Annotated in this window: 15 protein-coding genes and 1 tRNA gene; 9 read left to right on the plus strand and 7 right to left on the minus strand. The window is 70.5% G+C overall.

What is annotated here, in order from left to right:
* The first annotated feature begins 355 nt into the window (after nt 1-355).
* Genes purS through purL form a run of 3 tightly spaced genes read left to right on the plus strand, consistent with a single transcriptional unit; the run spans nt 356 to nt 3,527 of the window.
* Nucleotides 356-601 carry a phosphoribosylformylglycinamidine synthase subunit PurS gene (purS, locus tag IF73_RS0123835; protein ID WP_015035032.1) on the plus strand — a complete coding sequence of 82 codons (246 nt, stop codon included), beginning with the start codon at nt 356-358 and terminating at the stop codon, nt 599-601.
* Nucleotides 598-1,278 carry a phosphoribosylformylglycinamidine synthase subunit PurQ gene (gene purQ / locus IF73_RS0123840; protein WP_031011457.1) on the plus strand — a complete coding sequence of 227 codons (681 nt, stop codon included), beginning with the start codon at nt 598-600 and terminating at the stop codon, nt 1,276-1,278. Before purS ends, purQ begins: the two co-directional genes overlap by 4 nt.
* Nucleotides 1,278-3,527: a phosphoribosylformylglycinamidine synthase subunit PurL gene (gene purL / locus IF73_RS37985; protein WP_037880258.1), complete on the plus strand. Its 2,250-nt coding sequence runs from the start codon at nt 1,278-1,280 to the stop codon at nt 3,525-3,527. The genes purQ and purL overlap by 1 nt, the downstream gene beginning before the upstream one ends.
* 52 nt (nt 3,528-3,579) lie before the next feature.
* Here purL and IF73_RS0123850 read toward each other — a convergent pair whose 3' ends face one another.
* Entirely contained in the window at nt 3,580-3,990 is a 411-nt protein-coding gene (locus IF73_RS0123850; protein WP_031011458.1) for a nuclear transport factor 2 family protein, read from the minus strand.
* 66 nt (nt 3,991-4,056) lie between these two features.
* On the opposite strand from IF73_RS0123850, the gene IF73_RS0123855 reads away from it, so the two are divergent.
* Both IF73_RS0123855 and IF73_RS0123860 read left to right on the plus strand, forming a co-directional pair.
* On the plus strand, nt 4,057-4,845 hold the full coding sequence (locus IF73_RS0123855; RefSeq protein ID WP_031011459.1) for a maleylpyruvate isomerase family mycothiol-dependent enzyme: 789 nt from the start codon (nt 4,057-4,059) through the stop codon (nt 4,843-4,845).
* Nucleotides 4,846-4,894: 49 nt separating this feature from the next.
* A complete protein-coding gene (locus tag IF73_RS0123860; RefSeq protein WP_031011460.1) occupies nt 4,895-5,719 on the plus strand; it encodes an META domain-containing protein in 825 nt (274 codons plus the stop codon).
* On the opposite strand, the gene IF73_RS0123865 is transcribed toward IF73_RS0123860, so the two are convergent.
* Complete coding sequence (locus IF73_RS0123865) at nt 5,713-7,101, minus strand: sulfatase (protein WP_031011461.1); 1,389 nt, start codon at nt 7,099-7,101, stop codon at nt 5,713-5,715. The genes IF73_RS0123860 and IF73_RS0123865 overlap by 7 nt on opposite strands.
* A gap of 58 nt (nt 7,102-7,159) precedes the next feature.
* Entirely contained in the window at nt 7,160-7,252 is a 93-nt protein-coding gene (locus tag IF73_RS42760) for a putative leader peptide (RefSeq protein WP_324616102.1), read from the minus strand.
* Nucleotides 7,253-7,557: 305 nt separating this feature from the next.
* Between IF73_RS42760 and purF the strand changes: the two genes are divergently transcribed.
* Together purF and purM are read left to right on the plus strand one after the other, a co-directional pair.
* Nucleotides 7,558-9,084, plus strand: a complete 1,527-nt coding sequence (gene purF, locus IF73_RS0123870) for an amidophosphoribosyltransferase (RefSeq protein WP_031011462.1) — start codon at nt 7,558-7,560, stop codon at nt 9,082-9,084.
* A gap of 32 nt (nt 9,085-9,116) precedes the next feature.
* Nucleotides 9,117-10,184: a phosphoribosylformylglycinamidine cyclo-ligase gene (gene purM, locus IF73_RS0123875; protein ID WP_031011464.1), complete on the plus strand. Its 1,068-nt coding sequence runs from the start codon at nt 9,117-9,119 to the stop codon at nt 10,182-10,184.
* Nucleotides 10,185-10,338: 154 nt separating this feature from the next.
* On the opposite strand, the gene IF73_RS0123880 is transcribed toward purM, so the two are convergent.
* Both IF73_RS0123880 and IF73_RS0123885 read right to left on the minus strand, forming a co-directional pair.
* Entirely contained in the window at nt 10,339-10,593 is a 255-nt protein-coding gene (locus tag IF73_RS0123880; protein WP_031011466.1) for a DUF3073 domain-containing protein, read from the minus strand.
* Between the two features lie 283 nt (nt 10,594-10,876).
* Entirely contained in the window at nt 10,877-12,022 is a 1,146-nt protein-coding gene (locus IF73_RS0123885; protein WP_051717212.1) for a Leu/Phe/Val dehydrogenase, read from the minus strand.
* 93 nt (nt 12,023-12,115) lie between these two features.
* On the opposite strand from IF73_RS0123885, the gene IF73_RS0123890 reads away from it, so the two are divergent.
* Complete coding sequence (locus IF73_RS0123890) at nt 12,116-12,970, plus strand: hypothetical protein (protein WP_031011470.1); 855 nt, start codon at nt 12,116-12,118, stop codon at nt 12,968-12,970.
* A gap of 546 nt (nt 12,971-13,516) precedes the next feature.
* Complete coding sequence (gene bldC / locus IF73_RS0123895) at nt 13,517-13,723, plus strand: developmental transcriptional regulator BldC (protein WP_003949541.1); 207 nt, start codon at nt 13,517-13,519, stop codon at nt 13,721-13,723.
* Between the two features lie 479 nt (nt 13,724-14,202).
* Here bldC and IF73_RS0123900 read toward each other — a convergent pair.
* Nucleotides 14,203-14,276: transfer RNA gene (locus IF73_RS0123900), tRNA-Asp, on the minus strand.
* An 84-nt stretch (nt 14,277-14,360) separates the two neighbouring features.
* Nucleotides 14,361-18,347 (minus strand): ATP-dependent RNA helicase HrpA, encoded by a 3,987-nt coding sequence (gene hrpA / locus IF73_RS0123905; RefSeq protein WP_031011472.1) that lies wholly within the window; start codon nt 18,345-18,347, stop codon nt 14,361-14,363.
* Between the last annotated feature and the right edge of the window lie 2 nt (nt 18,348-18,349).

An 18,349-nucleotide genomic window follows, 5' to 3' on the forward strand; every position in this document is an offset into this window, starting at 1 on the left:
CTTTCCTGTGGCCCGCCACCTGTCAACGGCTATGGGTACGCCTCTGACGTGCGGTGACACCAGGCCGCTGGCTGCCCGGGGACAATGCTGTTTCCCTCTGGATTCCTTTGTACAGCGACGGGTGTCGCATTGTGAAGCCCCGTCAATTGTCTCAGCGTGTCCCGGGGCAAAGGGGAACGCAATATTTCACGTGCATTTCATGTGCGGCCCGGGTGCGGGGGCTTTGGAGTGGATCAACGGGGTGCGTGGCTTCCGGCCTGGGCATTTGTAGGATCCTTCAGATCTCTACCCGCGTAGAATTTGGAGGCAGGTACGCTGAGGGAACCGCCCACGCAACACACCACCGGGAGTGCCAGTGGCACGCGTCGTAGTCGACGTCATGCTCAAGCCGGAGATCCTCGACCCGCAGGGACAGGCGGTGCAGCGTGCACTGCCCCGCCTCGGGTTCGCCGGGATCGCCGACGTCCGTCAGGGGAAGCGCTTCGAGCTGGAGGTGGAGGGACCGGTCGACGACGCCGCCCTCGCCCGCATCCATGAGATGGCCGAAACCTTCCTCGCCAACACCGTGATCGAAGACTTCGTCGTGAAGGTCGAGTCGTGACCGCTCGCATCGGCGTCGTCACCTTCCCCGGCACGCTCGACGACCAGGACGCGCTGCGCGCCGCCCGCCTCGCGGGCGCCGAGCCGGTCTCGCTGTGGCACCGCGACAAGGACCTCAAGCAGGTCGACGCCGTGGTCCTCGCCGGCGGCTTCTCCTACGGCGACTACCTGCGGGCCGGCGCCATCTCGCGCTTCTCGCCGGTGATGGAGACCATCATCGAGCAGGCGAAGGCCGGCATGCCGGTCCTCGGCATCTGCAACGGCTTCCAGATCCTCACCGAGGCCCACCTGCTGCCGGGCGCGATGCTCCGCAACAACCACCTCCACTTCATCTGCCGCGACCAGAAGCTGCGGGTGGAGAACGCGGAGACCGCCTGGACCTCGGACTACGTCCGGGGCCAGGAGATCGAGGTCCCGCTCAAGAACATGGACGGCCGGTACGTCGCCGACGAGCGCACGCTCGACGAGCTGGAGGCCGAGGGGCGGGTGGCCTTCCGCTACCTGGACATGAACCCCAACGGCTCGCTCCGCGACATCGCGGGCATCACCAACGCCGCGGGCAACGTGGTCGGCCTCATGCCGCACCCCGAGCACGCCGTCGAGCCGCTGATCGGCACCGGCAAGACGGACGGTCTCGGTTTCTTCACCTCGATCCTCAAGAAGCTGGTCAACGCCTGATGAGCCTCGACACCGTCAAGCACGCGAGCGAGACGCCGGACAGCGAGCAGCCCTGGAAGGAGCTCGGCCTCAAGGAGGACGAGTACGCGCGCATCCGCGAGATCCTCGGCCGCCGTCCCACCGGCGCCGAGCTCGCCATGTACTCGGTCATGTGGTCCGAGCACTGCTCCTACAAGAGCAGCAAGGTCCACCTGAAGCAGTTCGGCGAGAAGACCCCGCAGAACGACGCCATGCTCGTCGGCATCGGCGAGAACGCCGGCGTCGTCGACGTGGGCCAGGGGTACGCGGTCACCTTCAAGGTCGAGTCGCACAACCACCCCTCGTACATCGAGCCCTACCAGGGCGCGGCCACCGGCGTCGGCGGCATCGTCCGCGACATCCTCGCCATGGGCGCCCGCCCGGTCGCGGTCGTCGACCCGCTCCGCTTCGGCGCGGCCGACCACCCCGACACCAAGCGCGTGCTGCCCGGTGTCGTCGCCGGCATCGGCGGATACGGCAACTGCCTGGGCCTGCCCAACATCGGCGGCGAGGTCGTCTTCGACTCCTGCTACCAGGGCAACCCCCTGGTCAACGCCGGCTGCATCGGCGTGATGAAGCACGAGGACATCCACCTCGCCAAGGCGTCAGGACCCGGCAACAAGGTCATCCTGTACGGCGCCCGCACGGGCGGCGACGGCATCGGCGGCGTCTCGGTCCTCGCGTCCGAGACCTTCGACGACACCAAGCCCACCAAGCGCCCCGCCGTCCAGGTCGGCGACCCGTTCCAGGAGAAGCTCCTCATCGAGTGCACCCTGGAGATCTTCCAGGAGAAGCTCGTCGCGGGCATCCAGGACCTCGGCGGCGCCGGGCTCTCCTGCGCCACGTCCGAGCTGGCCTCCGCCGGCTCCGGCGGCATGCGCGTGGACCTCGACAAGGTGCACCTGCGCGACGCGACGCTCTCGCCCGAGGAGATCCTCATGAGCGAGTCGCAGGAGCGCATGTGCGCGATCGTCGAGCCGCAGCACGTCGACCGCTTCCTGGAGATCTGCGAGAAGTGGGACGTCATCGCGGTCGTCATCGGTGAGGTCACCGAGGGCGAGCGCCTGGAGATCTTCTGGCACGGCGAGCAGATCGTCGACGTGCCGCCGCGCTCCGTCGCCCACGAGGGCCCGACCTACCACCGGCCGTACGCCCGCCCGGAGTGGCAGGACGCGCTCCAGGCCGACGACGCCGGCAAGCTGCCCCGGCCGCAGAACGGCGCCGAGCTGAAGGACCAGGTCCTCAAGCTCGTCTCCTCGCCGAACCAGGCGTCGAAGTCCTGGATCACGGACCAGTACGACCGGTTCGTGCAGGGCAACACGGTCCTGGCGCAGCCCGAGGACGCCGGCATGGTCCGCATCGACGAGGAGACCAACCTCGGCGTGGCCATGGCGACCGACGGCAACGGCCGGTACGCCAAGCTCGACCCGTACACCGGCGCGCAGCTCGCCCTCGCGGAGGCGTACCGCAACGTCGCCGCCTCCGGCGCCAAGCCGCTCGCCATCTCGGACTGCCTGAACTTCGGTTCGCCCGAGGACCCGGCCGTGATGTGGCAGTTCGCCGAGGCCACCCGCGGTCTCGCCGACGGCTGCTTCCAGCTGGGCACCCCGGTGACCGGCGGCAACGTCTCCCTCTACAACCAGACCGGTGAGGTCGCCATCCACCCGACGCCCGTCGTGGCCGTCCTCGGTGTGATCGACGACGTCAACCGCCGCACTCCGATCGCCTTCGCGGAAGAGGGCCAGCTCCTCTACCTGCTCGGCGACACCAAGGAGGAGTTCGGCGGCTCGGCCTGGTCCGAGGTGATCCACCAGCACCTCGGCGGCATGCCGCCGGCCGTGGACCTCGACCGGGAGAAGCTGCTCGGCGAGATCCTGATCTCGGCCTCCCGCGACGGCATGATCGACGCGGCGCACGACCTGTCCGACGGCGGTCTCGTGCAGGCGGTCGTCGAGTCCTGCCTGCGCGGCGGGAACGGCGCGCGCCTGGTCGTCCCGGAGGGCCTGGACGCCTTCACGTTCCTCTTCAGCGAGTCGGCCGGCCGTGCGGTCGTCGCCGTCCCGCGCAGCGAGGAGCTCCGCTTCACCGACATGTGCGGCGCCCGCGGCCTGCCGGCGACCCGCATCGGTGTCGTCGACGGCGACGCGGTCGACGTGCAGGGCGAGTTCGCGCTCTCCCTCGCGGAGCTGCGCGAGGCGCACGAGGCGACCATCCCGGGCCTGCTGGCCTGACGTCCGTACGTGACACGGCCCCCGTCCCGAAGAGGGCGGGGGCCGTTCGCGTTCACTCGGCGGGGCCCCAGAAGGCGTCGGACTCGGTGATGTCCGCGACGCACTCGTCCACGTCGGTGATCTTGCCGCCGACCATGGTGAACCAGAGGCCGCCGTCCATCTCGATGCCCCGGTCACCCCGGTCGGCGTGCCACTTGTGGACGGACATGACGTGGCCCCTGCCGTCCGGGTAGATGCCCTTGAGCTCCACGCGGAAGGTGCCGTCGGTCAGCTCCATGAGCCTGCCGAAGTGGGCCAGGACGTTGTCGCGTCCCTTGAAGTGCCCGGACATCTGGCTCTCGCCGGGCGAGTGGTGCGTGCAGTCGCCGGTCATGAGGGAGGCGAGTGTCTCCGTGTCGCCGGCGGTGAACGCCTCGTACCCTCGGCGCACCAGAGCCGCGTCGGGGTGCTCGTGATGGGTCATGGTCCCGCCACTGCCTTTCGTGAGGGTTCGGCCCCCTCCTCCAAGTCTCGGCGTTAGCCTCGGCGCATGCCACCCGCCAGGAAACGCGCCCGCAGCTACGACCCCGCCAAGATCCGCGCCGCCGTCACCGCCCAGTTCGGGCACGTACGGGACGCGGTCCTCGCCCTGCCGCCGGAAGCCCTCGACGGGCCCACGCGACTGGGGCAGTGGACGGTACGGGAGCTGGCCGGGCACGTGACGATGGCGCTCGGCTCGGTCGTCCGCGGCCTGGAGGGCCCGGAGCCCGCCCGCCGCGAACTCGTCCTGCTGGACTGGCCCCTGGCCACCGCCACCGCCGCCGCGCGGATCGACGAGGACGTCCGGGCCCTGGACACCGCCGACCTGGCCGGGCTGTACGCGCGCGTGGCGGACGATTTCGCGAAGGCGCTGGCCGGCGCGGACGGCGAGCGGCTCGTCCCGACCCGCTTCGGCGCCATGACCCTCGCCGACTTCCTCGTCACCCGCACCGTCGAGCTGGTCGTCCACACCGACGACCTCGCCGCGGCGACCGGGGCGGAGATCCCGTACGACCGGCAGGCGCTCGCCGCCTGCACCCGGCTGCTCGCCGACGCCCTCGCCGTGAAGGCCCCCGGCGGCTCGGTCGAGGTGCGGATCCCGCCGTACGCGGTGGTGCAGTGCGTGGAGGGCCCCCGGCACACCCGGGGCACCCCGCCGAACGTCGTCGAGACGGACCCGCTGACCTGGATCCGGCTGGCCACCGGGCGTACCGGATGGGCGGCCGAGCGGGACGCGGCCCGGATCGCCGCCAGCGGCGAACGGGCCGATCTGGCGGGGCTGCTCCCCGTGATGGGCTGAGTCCGGGCCCCGGAGGGAACCCGGCACCGGCCGGCCGCGTCCCACCGGCATGCCGAAGCCGCGCAGCACCACCCTCGCCGCCGCCACCGCCCTCCTCGCCGCCCTCACCGCCCTCACCGCCTGCGCCCGGCAGGGGGACGCGGGCGGCGGCGCGGGCGATCCCGACCTGCCGCTCACCGGCACCCACTGGACGGTCGACGCGGTCACCGTCGACGGCGGGCGGTCGGCCGCCCCCGACGGGGCCCGGGTGGACTTCGCCGAGGGGGGCCGCGCCCAGGGCGACACCGGCTGCAACCACTTCGGCGCGTCCTTCGCCGTGGACGGCGCCACCGTCACCGTCTCCTCGGAGGAGGTCACCGAACGGGGCTGCCCCGACGACCTGCAGCGCTTCGAGAAAGCCTTCCTCGCCGCCTTCACCGGCCCCCTGAAGGGCACGCTGAAGGACGGGGCGCTCACCCTCGCCTCCGCGGACGGCAAGCGGAAGGTCGAGCTGACCGCCGAGCCGTCCGCCCCGCTCCGCGGCACCACCTGGAAGGTCGAAGGACTGGTCTCCCAGGACTCCGCCGCCTCCCTCCCGGCCGGCGCGGGGGAAAAGGCGCGCCTGGTGATCGGTGCGGACGGCAGGGTCACCGGCAATCTCGGCTGCAACGGCTTCTCCGCGACGGCGACGATCGACGAGAAGGCCCGCACCCTCACCGTCGACGGCCCGGCCGCGACGACCCGGATGATGTGCACCGGCCCCCAGATGGCGCTGGAGACGAAGCTCTACGAGCTCCTCGACGGCCCCCTCTCCTACCGGGTCGACCACCGGACCCTGACCCTCACCGACGGCGGCGGCGAGGGCCTGACCGCCCGGGCGGAGCCGGCTCAGTAGCGCAGCAGCCCCGCGTCGATCCGCTCCCACGCGGCCCGCAGCACGGCGAGCCGCTCCTGCTCGAAGGGCGCCCGGTCGGCCTGCTCGCGGGTGTCCTCGGCGAGGTGGAAGAGCTGGTCGCGGCCGGACTTGCCCCGGTAGTACTTCCAGTCGCCGCGGCGCAGCGCCCGCTCGCCCCGCACCCGCCAGAACAGGTCCCGTTCCGGCACGGGCTCGCCGCGCAGCAGGTGCCCGGCGAGGCTGGTGCCGTCGAGCGGATAGGCGGGGTGGGGGCGGGCGCCGGCCAGGTCGAGCAGGGTCGCCGTCCAGTCGGGGGTGAAGACCGGCAGGTCGCTGACCTGGCCGCCGTCGATCCGGGCGGGCCAGCGCAGGAGGGAGGGGACGCGGATGCCGCCCTCCTGGAGGGAGCCCTTGTGGCCGGCGAGCGGCCAGTTGTAGGAGAAGCGCTCGCCGCCGTTGTCGCTGGCGAAGAAGACGAGGGTGTCCTGCTCCTGGCCGGAGCGCCGGAGTGCGGCCAGGACCTGTCCGACGGAGCGGTCGAGGTCCTCGACCATCTCCTTGTACTTCTCGACCGAGCCGCCGTCCTGGTGCCAGAGCGCGGAGCGGTCGCCGGCCCTGATCCGGCGGACCAGCTCGGCGCTCTGCTCCTCGTCGCCGTCGGCGATCCACGGCCAGTGCGGGGTGGTGAAGTTCAGGTTGAGCAGCCACGGCCGCTCGTGGTCCCGGCTCACGTACTCGCTCGCCCGCTCGGTGAGGATCCGGGTGTAGTAGCGCAGGTCCTTGTAGGTGGCGTCCCCCTCGTAGAGGTCGTACTCGCCGCCACCGCTGAGCTTGGAGTAGTACTCCAGGGCCCCGCCGAAGTTGCCGAAGAACTCGTCCCAGCCGGACTTGGTGGGGGAGTGGTCGGGGAGGTAGCCGCAGTGCCACTTCCCGATGAGGGCGGTGGCGTAGCCGGAGTCGCGGAGCAGCGAGGCGAGGGTGGGGTGGGTGGGGTCGAGCCCGGTGGACTTGTCGGCGATCGGCTCGGCCAGTCCGCCCTGCGTACGCCCCGGATACCGGCCCGTGTAGAGGCTGAAGCGGGTGGGGGAGCAGGTCGCGGAGCCGGAGTAGGCGTCGGTGAAGCGGATGCCGCCGCGGGCGAGCCGGTCGAGGTGCGGGGTGCGGATGTGCGGGGAGCCGTACGAGGAGAGGTCGGCCCAGCCGAGGTCGTCGCCCAGGATGAAGAGGATGTTCGGCCGGCGCGAGTGGCGGCGCGGGTGGGCGGCCCGGAAGGGGCGTTCCGCGGGGGCGGCGGCCGCGGCGGGCGCGGCGCCCAGGGCGACCGCGGCGGCGGCGCCGGCGGCGGCCCCGCCGAGGGCGCGGCGGGACAGGGACGTGGACATGCGGGATCTCCAGACGGAGCGAAGAGAGGAGAGAAGAGAAAGAAGGAGGGGTGCGCGCTCAGGCGCGGCGACAGCCGGCGCTCGCGACACGGACGAGGTCCACGTGCCGGCGCTGGACGAGGGTGACCGAGCGGTCACGCGGGGGCTGCATGGGCCAGGAGCCTGGTCGAGCGGGAGGGGGGCGTCAACGCCGGTGGGGTGGGTTGACGCGCGTAGTTCGCGTGATCGAAACGCTCGCGAAACCACGGGTGCGTGCGTTCTGCGTCACATCCCGGGCGGTCTCCCGGGCGGGCGCGGGCGGGTGCGCGAAGGGGGTCGGCCGCCCGGAACCCTTCCCCCGCCTGCCTTGTAGGCCCCTCCAACTGGGCGACGATCTCTTGGTGCGATCCTACGGGCGCCGTCCGCGCCCCGCTCTCCCATTCGGACCAGCGGGCGAGGTCCCCTAGACTCGAAGACGTGCCACGCGGAGACGGTCGACTCAATCACGATCTGCTCCCCGGGGAGAAAGGCCCCCAGGACGCTTGCGGCGTCTTCGGTGTCTGGGCTCCGGGTGAAGAGGTCGCAAAGCTCACGTACTTCGGGCTCTACGCCCTCCAGCATCGGGGTCAGGAATCCGCGGGAATCGCGGTCAGCAACGGCTCCCAGATTCTCGTCTTCAAGGACATGGGCCTCGTGTCCCAGGTCTTCGACGAGACCTCTCTCGGTTCCCTCCAGGGTCATATCGCGGTCGGTCACGCCCGCTACTCGACCACCGGAGCCTCCGTGTGGGAGAACGCCCAGCCGACCTTCCGGGCCACCGCCCACGGTTCGCTGGCGCTCGGCCACAACGGCAACCTGGTGAACACGGCGCAGCTGGCCGAGATGGTCGCCGACCTTCCCAAGAAGGACGGCCGCGCCACCCAGGTCGCCGCCACCAACGACACCGACCTGCTGACGGCGCTCCTCGCCGCCCAGGTCGACGAGGACGGCAAGCCGCTCACCATCGAGCAGGCGGCCGCGAAGGTCCTCCCCGACGTCCGGGGCGCCTTCTCCCTCGTCTTCATGGACGAGCACACGCTCTACGCCGCCCGTGACCCGCAGGGCATCCGCCCGCTGGTCCTCGGCCGGCTGGAGCGCGGCTGGGTGGTCGCGTCCGAGTCCGCCGCCCTCGACATCTGCGGCGCCAGCTTCGTCCGCGAGGTCGAGCCGGGCGAGCTGATCGCGATCGACGAGAACGGCATCCGTACCTCGCGATTCGCGGAAGCGAAGCCCAAGGGCTGTGTCTTCGAGTACGTGTACCTGGCGCGTCCCGACACCGACATCGCCGGCCGGAACGTCTACCTCTCCCGCGTGGAGATGGGCCGCCGCCTCGCCAAGGAGGCGCCGGTCGACGCCGACCTGGTCATAGCCACGCCGGAGTCCGGCACCCCCGCCGCCATCGGCTACGCGGAGGCGTCCGGCATCCCGTTCGGCGCCGGCCTGGTGAAGAACGCCTACGTCGGCCGCACCTTCATCCAGCCCTCGCAGACCATCCGCCAGCTGGGCATCCGGCTGAAGCTGAACCCCCTCAAGGAAGTCATCAAGGGGAAGCGGCTCGTGGTCGTCGACGACTCGATCGTCCGCGGCAACACCCAGCGCGCCCTGGTCCGCATGCTCCGCGAGGCCGGCGCCGCCGAGGTCCACATCCGGATCTCCTCCCCGCCGGTCAAGTGGCCCTGCTTCTTCGGCATCGACTTCGCCACCCGCGCGGAGCTGATCGCCAACGGCATGTCCGTCGACGAGATCGGCAAGTCGCTCGGCGCGGACTCGCTCTCGTACATCTCCCTGGAGGGGATGGTCGAGGCGACCACCATCGCCAAGCCGAACCTCTGCCGGGCCTGCTTCGACGGCGAGTACCCGATGGAGCTGCCCGACCCCGAGCTCCTCGGCAAGCAGCTCCTGGAGACGGAGCTGGCCGCCGGCCCCGCCGCGACCGCGGCCGCCGACGCCCTGCGTCGCCCGTAGCCCCGTAGTACGACACGAAAGCTCTCATCACCATGACCGAGACCACTGGTGCCTCCTACGCGTCCGCGGGCGTCGACATCGAGGCGGGCGACCGCGCCGTCGAGCTCATGAAGGAGTGGGTGAAGAAGACGCAGCGCCCCGAGGTCCTCGGCGGCCTCGGCGGCTTCGCCGGCCTCTTCGACGCCTCCGCCCTCAAGCGCTACGAGCGTCCGCTGCTCGCCTCGGCGACCGACGGCGTCGGCACGAAGGTCGACATCGCCCGCCAGATGGGCGTGTACGACACCATCGGCCACGACCTGGTCGCCATGGTCATGGACGACATCGTCGTCTGCGGCGCCGAGCCGCTCTTCATGACCGACTACATCTGCGTGGGCAAGGTCCACCCGGAGCGGGTCGCCGCCATCGTCAAGGGCATCGCCGAGGGCTGTGTCCTCGCCGGCTGCGCCCTGGTCGGCGGCGAGACGGCGGAGCACCCGGGCCTGCTCGGCCCGGACGACTTCGACGTGGCCGGTGCCGGCACCGGTGTCGTCGAGCACGACCGGCTGCTGGGCGCCGATCGCATCCGTACGGGGGACGCGGTCATCGCCATGGCCTCCTCCGGGCTTCACTCCAACGGGTACTCGCTCGTCCGCCACGTGGTCTTCGACCGTGCCGGCATGACCCTCGACCAGCGGGTCGACGAGCTGGGCCGCACCCTCGGCGAGGAGCTCCTGGAGCCCACGAGGATCTACTCGCTGGACTGCCTGGCGCTCACCCGGACCACCGAGGTGCACGCCTTCAGCCACATCACCGGCGGCGGCCTCGCGGCCAACCTGGCCCGGGTCATCCCGGACGGGCTGCACGCCACCGTGGACCGCTCCACCTGGGCCCCGGGCGCGATCTTCGACCTCGTCGGCACCGCCGGCCGGGTGGAGCGCCTGGAGCTGGAGAAGACCCTCAACATGGGCGTCGGCATGATGGCCGTCGTTCCCGCCGAGTCGGTCGACGCCGCCCTCACCACGCTGGCCGACCGTGGGCTCGACGCCTGGGTCGCCGGCGAGATCACCGAGCGCGGCGACAAGGACTCCGGCGCGGAGCTGGTCGGCGACTACGCGAAGTAGGCACCACCCGGACGTACGAGGAAGGGGCACCCCGCCCGGCGGGGTGCCCCTTCCTCGTGTTCCTGGTCTCTCGTGTTCCTGAGCCGCCTGTACCGCCCCTGAGCAGCACAAAACCCGGTCCGGTGGCCCGGACCGAGTTTCGGCGTTCAGAAGGTCAAGCGCGACGCTGCGGCGACTGCGGACCGGACTCGTCGTCCTCGTCGTCGTCGTCCGTGTTGTAGAGATCCGCGTACTGAGCGTACGGGTCGTCTTCCTCGTCGTCGTCCTCGAACGGCTCGCCATTCGGCGGCTGACTCGAAGTCGAAGCGCCCAGCTCGCTGGCCAGACGCGACAGGTCAGTCCCGCCGCTGCTGTACTTCAGCTGGCGGGCGACCTTGGTCTGCTTGGCCTTTGCCCGGCCGCGCCCCATGGCTCGACCCCCTCGGTGACGGGGCTCGCTGGCCCCAGAGTCTTGACACGCGTTCATGATGCGAAACGGGCTCTCGACGGAGAGACCGGTCCGTAGGGCTTCAACGGTACCTGTTTCCTCGGGTCTACGGTACGCCGCGCGCATCACATACCCCGGTACAGAACCATCGAGGTGCCCTTTCCTCGCTGGTCAATCGCGATTTTAACCTCTTCTGGGGGGCCGACCCGCCGATCGGCGTGAGGGAAGTCTCCCGGACGTCGGGCGGGCCGGCCCCCCAGGAGCGTCAGGCGTGGGCCCGGCGCGCCTCGGCCATCCGCTGCTCGGCGATGCGGTCGGCGGCCGCGGCCGGCGGAATGCCGTCCGCCTTCGCACGTGCGAAGATCTCCAGGGTGGTGTCGAAGATCTTCGCCGCCTTCGCCTTGCAGCGGTCGAAGTCGAAGCCGTGGAGCTCGTCGGCGACCTGGATCACGCCGCCGGCGTTCACCACGTAGTCCGGGGCGTAGAGGATGCCGCGCTCCTCCAGGTCCTTCTCGACGCCGGGGTGCGCGAGCTGGTTGTTCGCCGCGCCGCAGACGACCTTCGCGGCGAGGAACGGGACGGTGCCGTCGTTCAGGGCGCCGCCCAGCGCGCAGGGGGCGTAGATGTCGAGCCCCTCGACACGGATCAGGGCCTCGGTGTCGGCGACGACCTGGACCTGCGGGTGCTTGTCGGTGATCCGGCGCACCGACTCCTCGCGGACGTCGGTGATGACGACCTCGGCGCCGTCCTCCAGGAGGTGCTCGACGAGGTAGTGGCCGACCTTGCCGACGCCGGCGACGCCGACCTTCCGGCCGCGCAGGGTCGGGTCGCCCCACAGGTGCTGGGCGGAGGCGCGCATGCCCTGGAAGACGCCGAAGGCGGTGAGGACGGAGGAGTCGCCGGCGCCGCCGTTCTCCGGGGAGCGGCCGGTGGTCCACTGGTTGGTCCGGGCCACGACGTCCATGTCGGCGACGTAGGTGCCGACGTCGCAGGCGGTGACGTAGCGCCCGCCGAGGGAGGCGACGAAGCGGCCGTAGGCGAGGAGCAGCTCCTCGGTCTTGATCAGCTCGGGGTCGCCGATGATCACGGCCTTGCCGCCGCCGTGGTCGAGCCCGGCCATGGCGTTCTTGTACGACATGCCGCGTGAGAGGTTGAGGGCGTCGGTGACGGCCTCGGCCTCGGTGGCGTACGGGTAGAAGCGGGTGCCGCCGAGGGCGGGGCCGAGGGCGGTGTTGTGCAGGGCGATGACGGCCTTGAGGCCGGTGGCGCGGTCCTGGCAGAGCACGACTTGCTCGTGGCCTCCCTGCTCCGAGTGGAACAGGGTGTGCAGGACGCCGTCAGTTGCGGTCACGGTGGTGACTCCCAAGGAAGAAGCGGCGGGAGGTCCCCCCTGCGGGTGGGGGAGGACCATTGCGCCATGAGATTAAGTCCTACCTGGGCGTAGGAAGGGCGGAGTGGGCCGGATCACCCCCTCGCGGAGTACCCGCGTGGAAGGATTCGCGGCATGTCGGTCGACTCCACGTTGCTCGTCCCGTACGCCTCTTATCTCCGGGTGTACGAGCCGCTGGCCGCGTTCCCCGAGCCGGAGCGGACCCACTGGTCGCGGTACGCCCGCCGGCCGCGCACCCCGGGCGCCCAGGACGAGCTGCGGCGCTCGCTGGCGGACCTGGTGCCGGTGCCGCCGGTCCCGGTGCCGGTGCACGAGAGCGGCGAGGCGTTCGTGGCGCATCTGGACGGGGTGGTGGTGGTCTGCCCGTGGCGGACCCGGCTGCGGGGCTGGCTGGCGCTGCGGGAGCTGGTGGCGGGGAACGGGCTGCCGGCGTCGGTCCTGGACACGATGCTGCCGCCGGTGGTGCGGGCCCAGGTGGAGGCGGACCACGAGCGGTGGCTGGAGCGGAACCCGGACGCGCGGCCGTGGATCAGGACGGCGGTGTGGCAGGTGCCGCTGCGCTGGTTCGCGCTCTTCGGGGACGAGGAGCGGTGGTACGAGGCGGGGGATCGGGCGGCGGGGCGGGCGCCGGTGCTGCGCTACCGGACCACGATGGCGCAGGCGCGGCGGCGGCTGGCCCGGACGCTGCGGGCGCTGCGGGACTCGGTGGACGAGGGCGCGCTGACGCAGGGGCTCGTCGATGTGGGCCGCTGGCTGGAGGAGTTCCATCCGCGGGCGCTGGTGGAGCTGGACTACGGCGGTCTGGTGCACGCGGTGGCGGAGGAGCGGCTGGCCGCGGACCGGTCGGCGGCGGACGTGGCGGAGGGGCTGGCGGCGCTGCGGGCGGGGGACGACGCCACGGCGGCCGAGGTGTACGCGCGGCTGGCGGAGCGATGGAGGTCCGTCAGGGACCTGCGCCACGCGAATTGACATAGGACGGGCATCTTCGTCAGGTGTGCATGGACAAGACACGCCGCGTCGGGGTAAATGATCTTCATGGTGACTGGCCGGATCGTTCTGGCCGGATCCGGCGGGACGTTGGTCCTGAACCGGGCCTTTGGCTCAAGGGTGACGGACAGCACTAAACGCACCCTTGCGTCGATCACCTACCCTCGTGCCAAAATAGGACAAGGAGTCCGGGGAGGGTTCCTTCCGTCCAACTTTGGGCGGAACGCTCAGCATTGCACTCTATGGGGGGTCTGAGGACTCCTGATCGCTCTGTGACTGATCGTCACAGTGGCGTGACTGTCCGTTATGGCATGGTCAGTCGACTTCCGCCGCTGATGAACACCTGCGAGGGCAATTCCATCGGTTTGGCCGACGCGGCTGGACGGATGGTGTAGTTGTAGTGCCGAGGACAAGCCGTTCGTCCTATAACCGACTCGACCCGCTTCTGCCATTTCGGGCAAGGCGGGTCAAGGTGCAGAATTTAGAGGAAAGAACCGAGAAGGTTCGGTTCTCCCGAGGAGGCCGCTCATGACCGCTCGCACCCCTGATGCCGAGCCGCTGCTGACCCCTGCCGAGGTCGCCACGATGTTCCGCGTGGACCCGAAGACGGTGACCCGCTGGGCCAAGGCCGGCAAGCTCACGTCCATCCGCACCCTGGGTGGGCACCGCCGGTACCGCGAGGCCGAGGTTCGCGCTCTGCTGGCGGGCATTCCGCAGCAGCGCAGCGAGGCCTGAGGCATACGCGAGACACGCAACACCCCGTAACACCGGGCCTGTCCGGGTCCCCCAATCCGGTCGCCCATCCCACAGCTCTGCCGGCGGTTCCTGCCCCAACAGGCCACCGTCACCGATCGCGCTGGACTCCGCCGGGTCCAGCGCGATCGTCTTTTTGGGCCCGCTCCCACTCGTCGAACATGGGTGCAATTGCACGTATTAAATTGAGCTGTTGTAGGAGCGGCGTAAACGAGGGGGTTCCGGAAGGGCTTCGAGTGACTCCCGTCACATCGCCGAAGCCTTGCCACGGAACCAGCCTGCCACCCCGGAAGTGTCCCCCAACGCGCCGTTGGTCACCGGCAGGTGGGACTTTCGTCCCCCGTTCGAGTGGAGTCGAAGCCTCGGGACGGCAGCCGGAAAGACGGCAGCCGGAAAGACGGCGCACGCCACGACATGACGAAGAAGGCCCGCATCGAGACGATGCGGGCCTTCTTCCAGCGCGATCCTGACGGGACTTGAACCCGCGACCTCCACCTTGACAGGGTGGCGAGCTAACCAACTGCTCCACAGGACCCTCGCAACCGATCGTGCGTGGCTGCGAGAAGAACTGTACAGCAGGTCAGCGGTCCGGTCGAACTCACCGACGGCGAGGGGCCCGCTACCGCGCCGGAGCCGGGACGGCCGCGTCGATCGCCTTCACGATCCGCTTGTCCGACACCGGGTGGGCGGTGCCCAGCGCGTGCGCGAAGTAGCTCACCCGCAGCTCCTCGATCATCCAGCGGATGTCCGTGACCTCGGCCGGCACCGGCCGCCCCTTCGGCAGCTGCTCCAGGAGCCACGCGTACTCGTCGAGCATCTCGTGGACCTTCTCCATCCGGGTGGTGTCCCGCTGGACCCCGGTCGGCATCTGCTGGAGCCGCCGGTCCGCCGCCACCAGGTAGCGCATCAGGTCCGGCAGCCGCTTCAGCCCCGTACGGGTCACGAAACCGGCCGGCATCAGCCACGCCAGCTGCTCCCGCACGTCCTGGAGGTTCGGCAGCAGCGCCGGGCTCGCGGTGGCCTTCAGCCGCCGCTCGCACGCCTGCCAGGCCGCCAGCACCTGCTGGACCTGGCCCACCGTGCGGACGGTCAGCTCCACCAGGTCGGCGCGGACCTTGTCGTACAGCTTCCGGAAGGACTCCTCGTCCCAGACCGGGCCGCCGTGCTGCGCGATCAGCCGGTCGGCGGCGGCGGTGGCGCAGTCGTCGAAGAGGGCCTGGATCGAGCCGTGCGGGTTCGCCGACAGGGCCAGCTTCTGCTGGTTGGTCAGCTTGTCGGAGGCGAACTTCGCCGGGTTCACCGGGATGTTCAGCATGATCAGCTTCCGGGTGCCCCGCCACATCGCCTGCGCCTGCTCGGCCTCCGAGTCGAAGAGCCGGACGGCGACGCTGTCGCCCTCGTCGACCAGCGCCGGGTACGCCTTCACCGGCTGCCCGCCACGCTTGGTCTCGAAGACCTTGGTCAGGGTGCCGATGCTCCAGTCCCTGAGCCCCGTCCGCTCCAGGGAGGGCCCGGAGCCGTCCGGGCCCGCCGTGGCCGCCTGGGCGGCCTTGGAGAGCGCCTGACGGGCCTTGGGGCGCAGCTTCAGCCGCAGCGTCTCCAGGTCCTTGTCCTCGGCCAGCTTCCGGCGCCGCTCGTCGACGATCCGGAAGGTGATCTTGAGGTGGTCGGGCAGCTTCGCCCAGTCGAAGTCCTCGGGGGTGAGCGGGACGCCGACCATCCGCTGGAGCTCGCGCGCGAGCGCCGTCGTCAGCGGCTCCTGCACGGGCACGACCGTGTCCAGGAACCGGCCGGCGTAGTTCGGCGCGGGCACGTAGTGGCGGCGGATCGGCTTCGGCAGCGAGCGGATCAGCTCGGTGACGACCTCTTCCCGCAGACCGGGGATCTGCCAGTCGAAGCCCTCGTCCGTGACCTGGTTCAGCACCTGGAGCGGGATGTGGACGGTGACGCCGTCCGCGTCCGCGCCCGGCTCGAACTGGTACGTCACGCGGAACTTGAGCGCGCCCTGCCGCCACGAGTCCGGGTAGTCGTCCTTGGTGACGGCCCCGGCCTTCTCGTTGATGAGCATCTCGCGCTCGAAGTCGAGGAACTCCGGCTCCTCGCGCCGCTTGTGCTTCCACCAGGAGTCGAAGTGGGCGCCGGACACGACGTGTTCGGGGACCCGCTTGTCGTAGAAGTCGAAGAGCGTCTCGTCGTCGACGAGGATGTCCCGGCGCCGGGCGCGGTGCTCCAGCTCCTCGACCTCGGTGAGCAGCCTGCGGTTGTCGGCGAAGAACTTGTGGTGGGTACGCCAGTCGCCCTCCACCAGCGCGTTCCGGATGAACAGCTCGCGGGAGACCTCGGGGTCGATCCGCCCGTAGTTCACCTTGCGGTCGGCGACGATCGGGACGCCGTAGAGCGTCACCTTCTCGTACGCCATGACGGCCGCCTGGTCCTTCTCCCAGTGCGGCTCGCTGTACGTCTTCTTCACCAGGTGCTGGGCGAGCGGCTCGACCCACTCGGGCTCGATCCGGGCGTTCACCCGGGCCCAGAGTCGTGAGGTCTCCACCAGCTCGGCGGACATCACCATCCGCGGCGGCTTACGGAACAGCGCCGAGCCGGGGAAGATCGCGAACTTGGCGTTCCGGGCGCCCAGGTACTCGTTCCGGGTGCCCTCGCGCCTGCCGTCCTTGGCGGCGCCCTCCTTGGACTCCTTCACGTCCTTCAGGCCGATGTGGGAGAGCAGGCCGGAGAGGAGGGAGACGTGCACCGCGTGCTCGGGGGCGTCCTCCTCGTTCAGGTGGATGCCCATCTGCTTGGCGACGGTCCGCAGCTGGGAGTAGATGTCCTGCCACTCGCGGATGCGGAGGAAGTTCAGGTACTCCTGCTTGCACATCCGGCGGAAGGACGACGAGCCGCGCTCCTTCTGCTGCTCGCGGACGTACCGCCACAGGTTGAGGAAGGCGAGGAAGTCGCTGGTCTCGTCCTTGAAGCGGGCGTGCTGCTGGTCGGCCTGGGCCTGCTTGTCGGAGGGCCGCTCGCGCGGGTCCTGGATGGAGAGGGCGGCCGCGATCACCATGACCTCGCGGACGCAGCCGTTCTTGTCGGCCTCCAGGACCATCCGGGCGAGCCGCGGGTCGACGGGGAGCTGGGAGAGCTTGCGGCCCTGCTCGGTGAGCCGCTTCCTGGGATCCTTCTGCGCCGGGTCGAGCGCGCCGAGCTCCTGGAGGAGCTGGACGCCGTCCCGGATGTTGCGGTGGTCCGGCGGGTCGATGAAGGGGAACTTCTCGATGTCGCCGAGGCCGGCCGCGGTCATCTGGAGGATGACGGAGGCCAGGTTCGTGCGCAGGATCTCCGCGTCCGTGAACTCGGGGCGGGTGACGAAGTCGTCCTCGGAGTAGAGCCGGATGCAGATGCCGTCGCTCGTACGGCCGCAGCGGCCCTTGCGCTGGTTGGCGCTGGCCTGCGAGATCGCCTCGATCGGCAGGCGCTGCACCTTGGTGCGGTGGGAGTAGCGCGAGATGCGGGCGGTGCCCGGGTCGATCACGTACTTGATGCCGGGGACGGTCAGCGAGGTCTCGGCGACGTTGGTGGCGAGCACGATCCGGCGGCCGGAGTGCGCCTGGAAGACCCGGTGCTGCTCGGCGTGGGACAGCCGGGCGTACAGGGGGAGGATCTCGGTGTCGAAGAGCTTCTTCTTCGTCAGCGCGTCCGCCGTGTCGCGGATCTCCCGCTCGCCGGAGAGGAAGACCAGGATGTCGCCCGGTCCTTCCTTCTGGAGCTCGTCGACGGCGTCGCAGATGGCGGTGATCTGGTCCCGGTCGGCCTCGTCGGAGTCCTCTACGAGGAGCGGCCGGTAGCGGACCTCCACCGGGTACGTGCGGCCGGAGACCTCGACGATCGGGGCGTCGCCGAAGTGGCGCGAGAAGCGCTCCGGGTCGATCGTCGCCGAGGTGATCACGACCTTGAGGTCGGGGCGCCGGGGGAGCAGCTGGGCCAGATAGCCGAGCAGGAAGTCGATGTTGAGGGACCGCTCGTGGGCCTCGTCGATGATGATCGTGTCGTAGGCGCGCAGCTCGCGGTCCGTCTGGATCTCGGCGAGCAGGATGCCGTCCGTCATCAGCTTCACGAAGGTCGCGTCGGGGTTCACCTGGTCCGTGAACCGGACCTTCCAGCCGACGGCCTCGCCGAGCGGGGTCCTCAGCTCCTCGGCGACCCGCTCGGCGACCGTGCGGGCGGCGATCCGGCGGGGCTGGGTGTGCCCGATCATGCCCCGGACGCCCCGGCCCAGCTCCAGACAGATCTTCGGGATCTGGGTGGTCTTGCCGGAACCGGTCTCACCGGCGACGATCACGACCTGGTGGTCGCGTATCGCCTCCAGGATCTCGTCCTTCTTCTGCGAGACCGGGAGCTGTTCGGGATAGGTGACGGCGGGCACGCGGGCGGCGCGCCCGTCGACGCGGTCCTTGGCCTTGGCCGCCTCTGCGGCGATCTCGTCCAGGACGGCGGCGCGGGCCTCGGGCTTGCGGATGCGGCGGGCGCCTTCGAGACGGCGGCCGAGCCGGTGGGAGTCCCGCAGCGAGACCTCGGCCAGGACGGACTGGAGGGCGGCGAAGGAAGTAGACATAC

Origin of the sequence: Streptomyces sp. NRRL F-5727 (genome assembly GCF_000719555.1) — a bacterium.
Lineage (GTDB): Bacteria > Actinomycetota > Actinomycetes > Streptomycetales > Streptomycetaceae > Streptomyces.

Excerpts from the sequence above, each read along its gene's own strand:
- purL (WP_037880258.1), top strand. The coding sequence starts at position 1,278 with ATGAGCCTCGACACCGTCAAGCACGCGAGCGAGACGCCGGACAGCGAG.
- IF73_RS0123850 (WP_031011458.1), bottom strand. The coding sequence starts at position 3,990 with ATGACCCATCACGAGCACCCCGACGCGGCTCTGGTGCGCCGAGGGTAC.
- IF73_RS0123855 (WP_031011459.1), top strand. The coding sequence starts at position 4,057 with ATGCCACCCGCCAGGAAACGCGCCCGCAGCTACGACCCCGCCAAGATC.
- IF73_RS0123860 (WP_031011460.1), top strand. The coding sequence starts at position 4,895 with ATGCCGAAGCCGCGCAGCACCACCCTCGCCGCCGCCACCGCCCTCCTC.
- IF73_RS0123865 (WP_031011461.1), bottom strand. The coding sequence starts at position 7,101 with ATGTCCACGTCCCTGTCCCGCCGCGCCCTCGGCGGGGCCGCCGCCGGC.
- IF73_RS42760 (WP_324616102.1), bottom strand. The coding sequence starts at position 7,252 with ATGCAGCCCCCGCGTGACCGCTCGGTCACCCTCGTCCAGCGCCGGCAC.
- purM (WP_031011464.1), top strand. The coding sequence starts at position 9,117 with ATGACCGAGACCACTGGTGCCTCCTACGCGTCCGCGGGCGTCGACATC.
- IF73_RS0123880 (WP_031011466.1), bottom strand. The coding sequence starts at position 10,593 with ATGGGGCGCGGCCGGGCAAAGGCCAAGCAGACCAAGGTCGCCCGCCAG.
- IF73_RS0123885 (WP_051717212.1), bottom strand. The coding sequence starts at position 12,022 with ATGGTCCTCCCCCACCCGCAGGGGGGACCTCCCGCCGCTTCTTCCTTG.
- IF73_RS0123890 (WP_031011470.1), top strand. The coding sequence starts at position 12,116 with ATGTCGGTCGACTCCACGTTGCTCGTCCCGTACGCCTCTTATCTCCGG.
- bldC (WP_003949541.1), top strand. The coding sequence starts at position 13,517 with ATGACCGCTCGCACCCCTGATGCCGAGCCGCTGCTGACCCCTGCCGAG.
- hrpA (WP_031011472.1), bottom strand. The coding sequence starts at position 18,347 with ATGTCTACTTCCTTCGCCGCCCTCCAGTCCGTCCTGGCCGAGGTCTCG.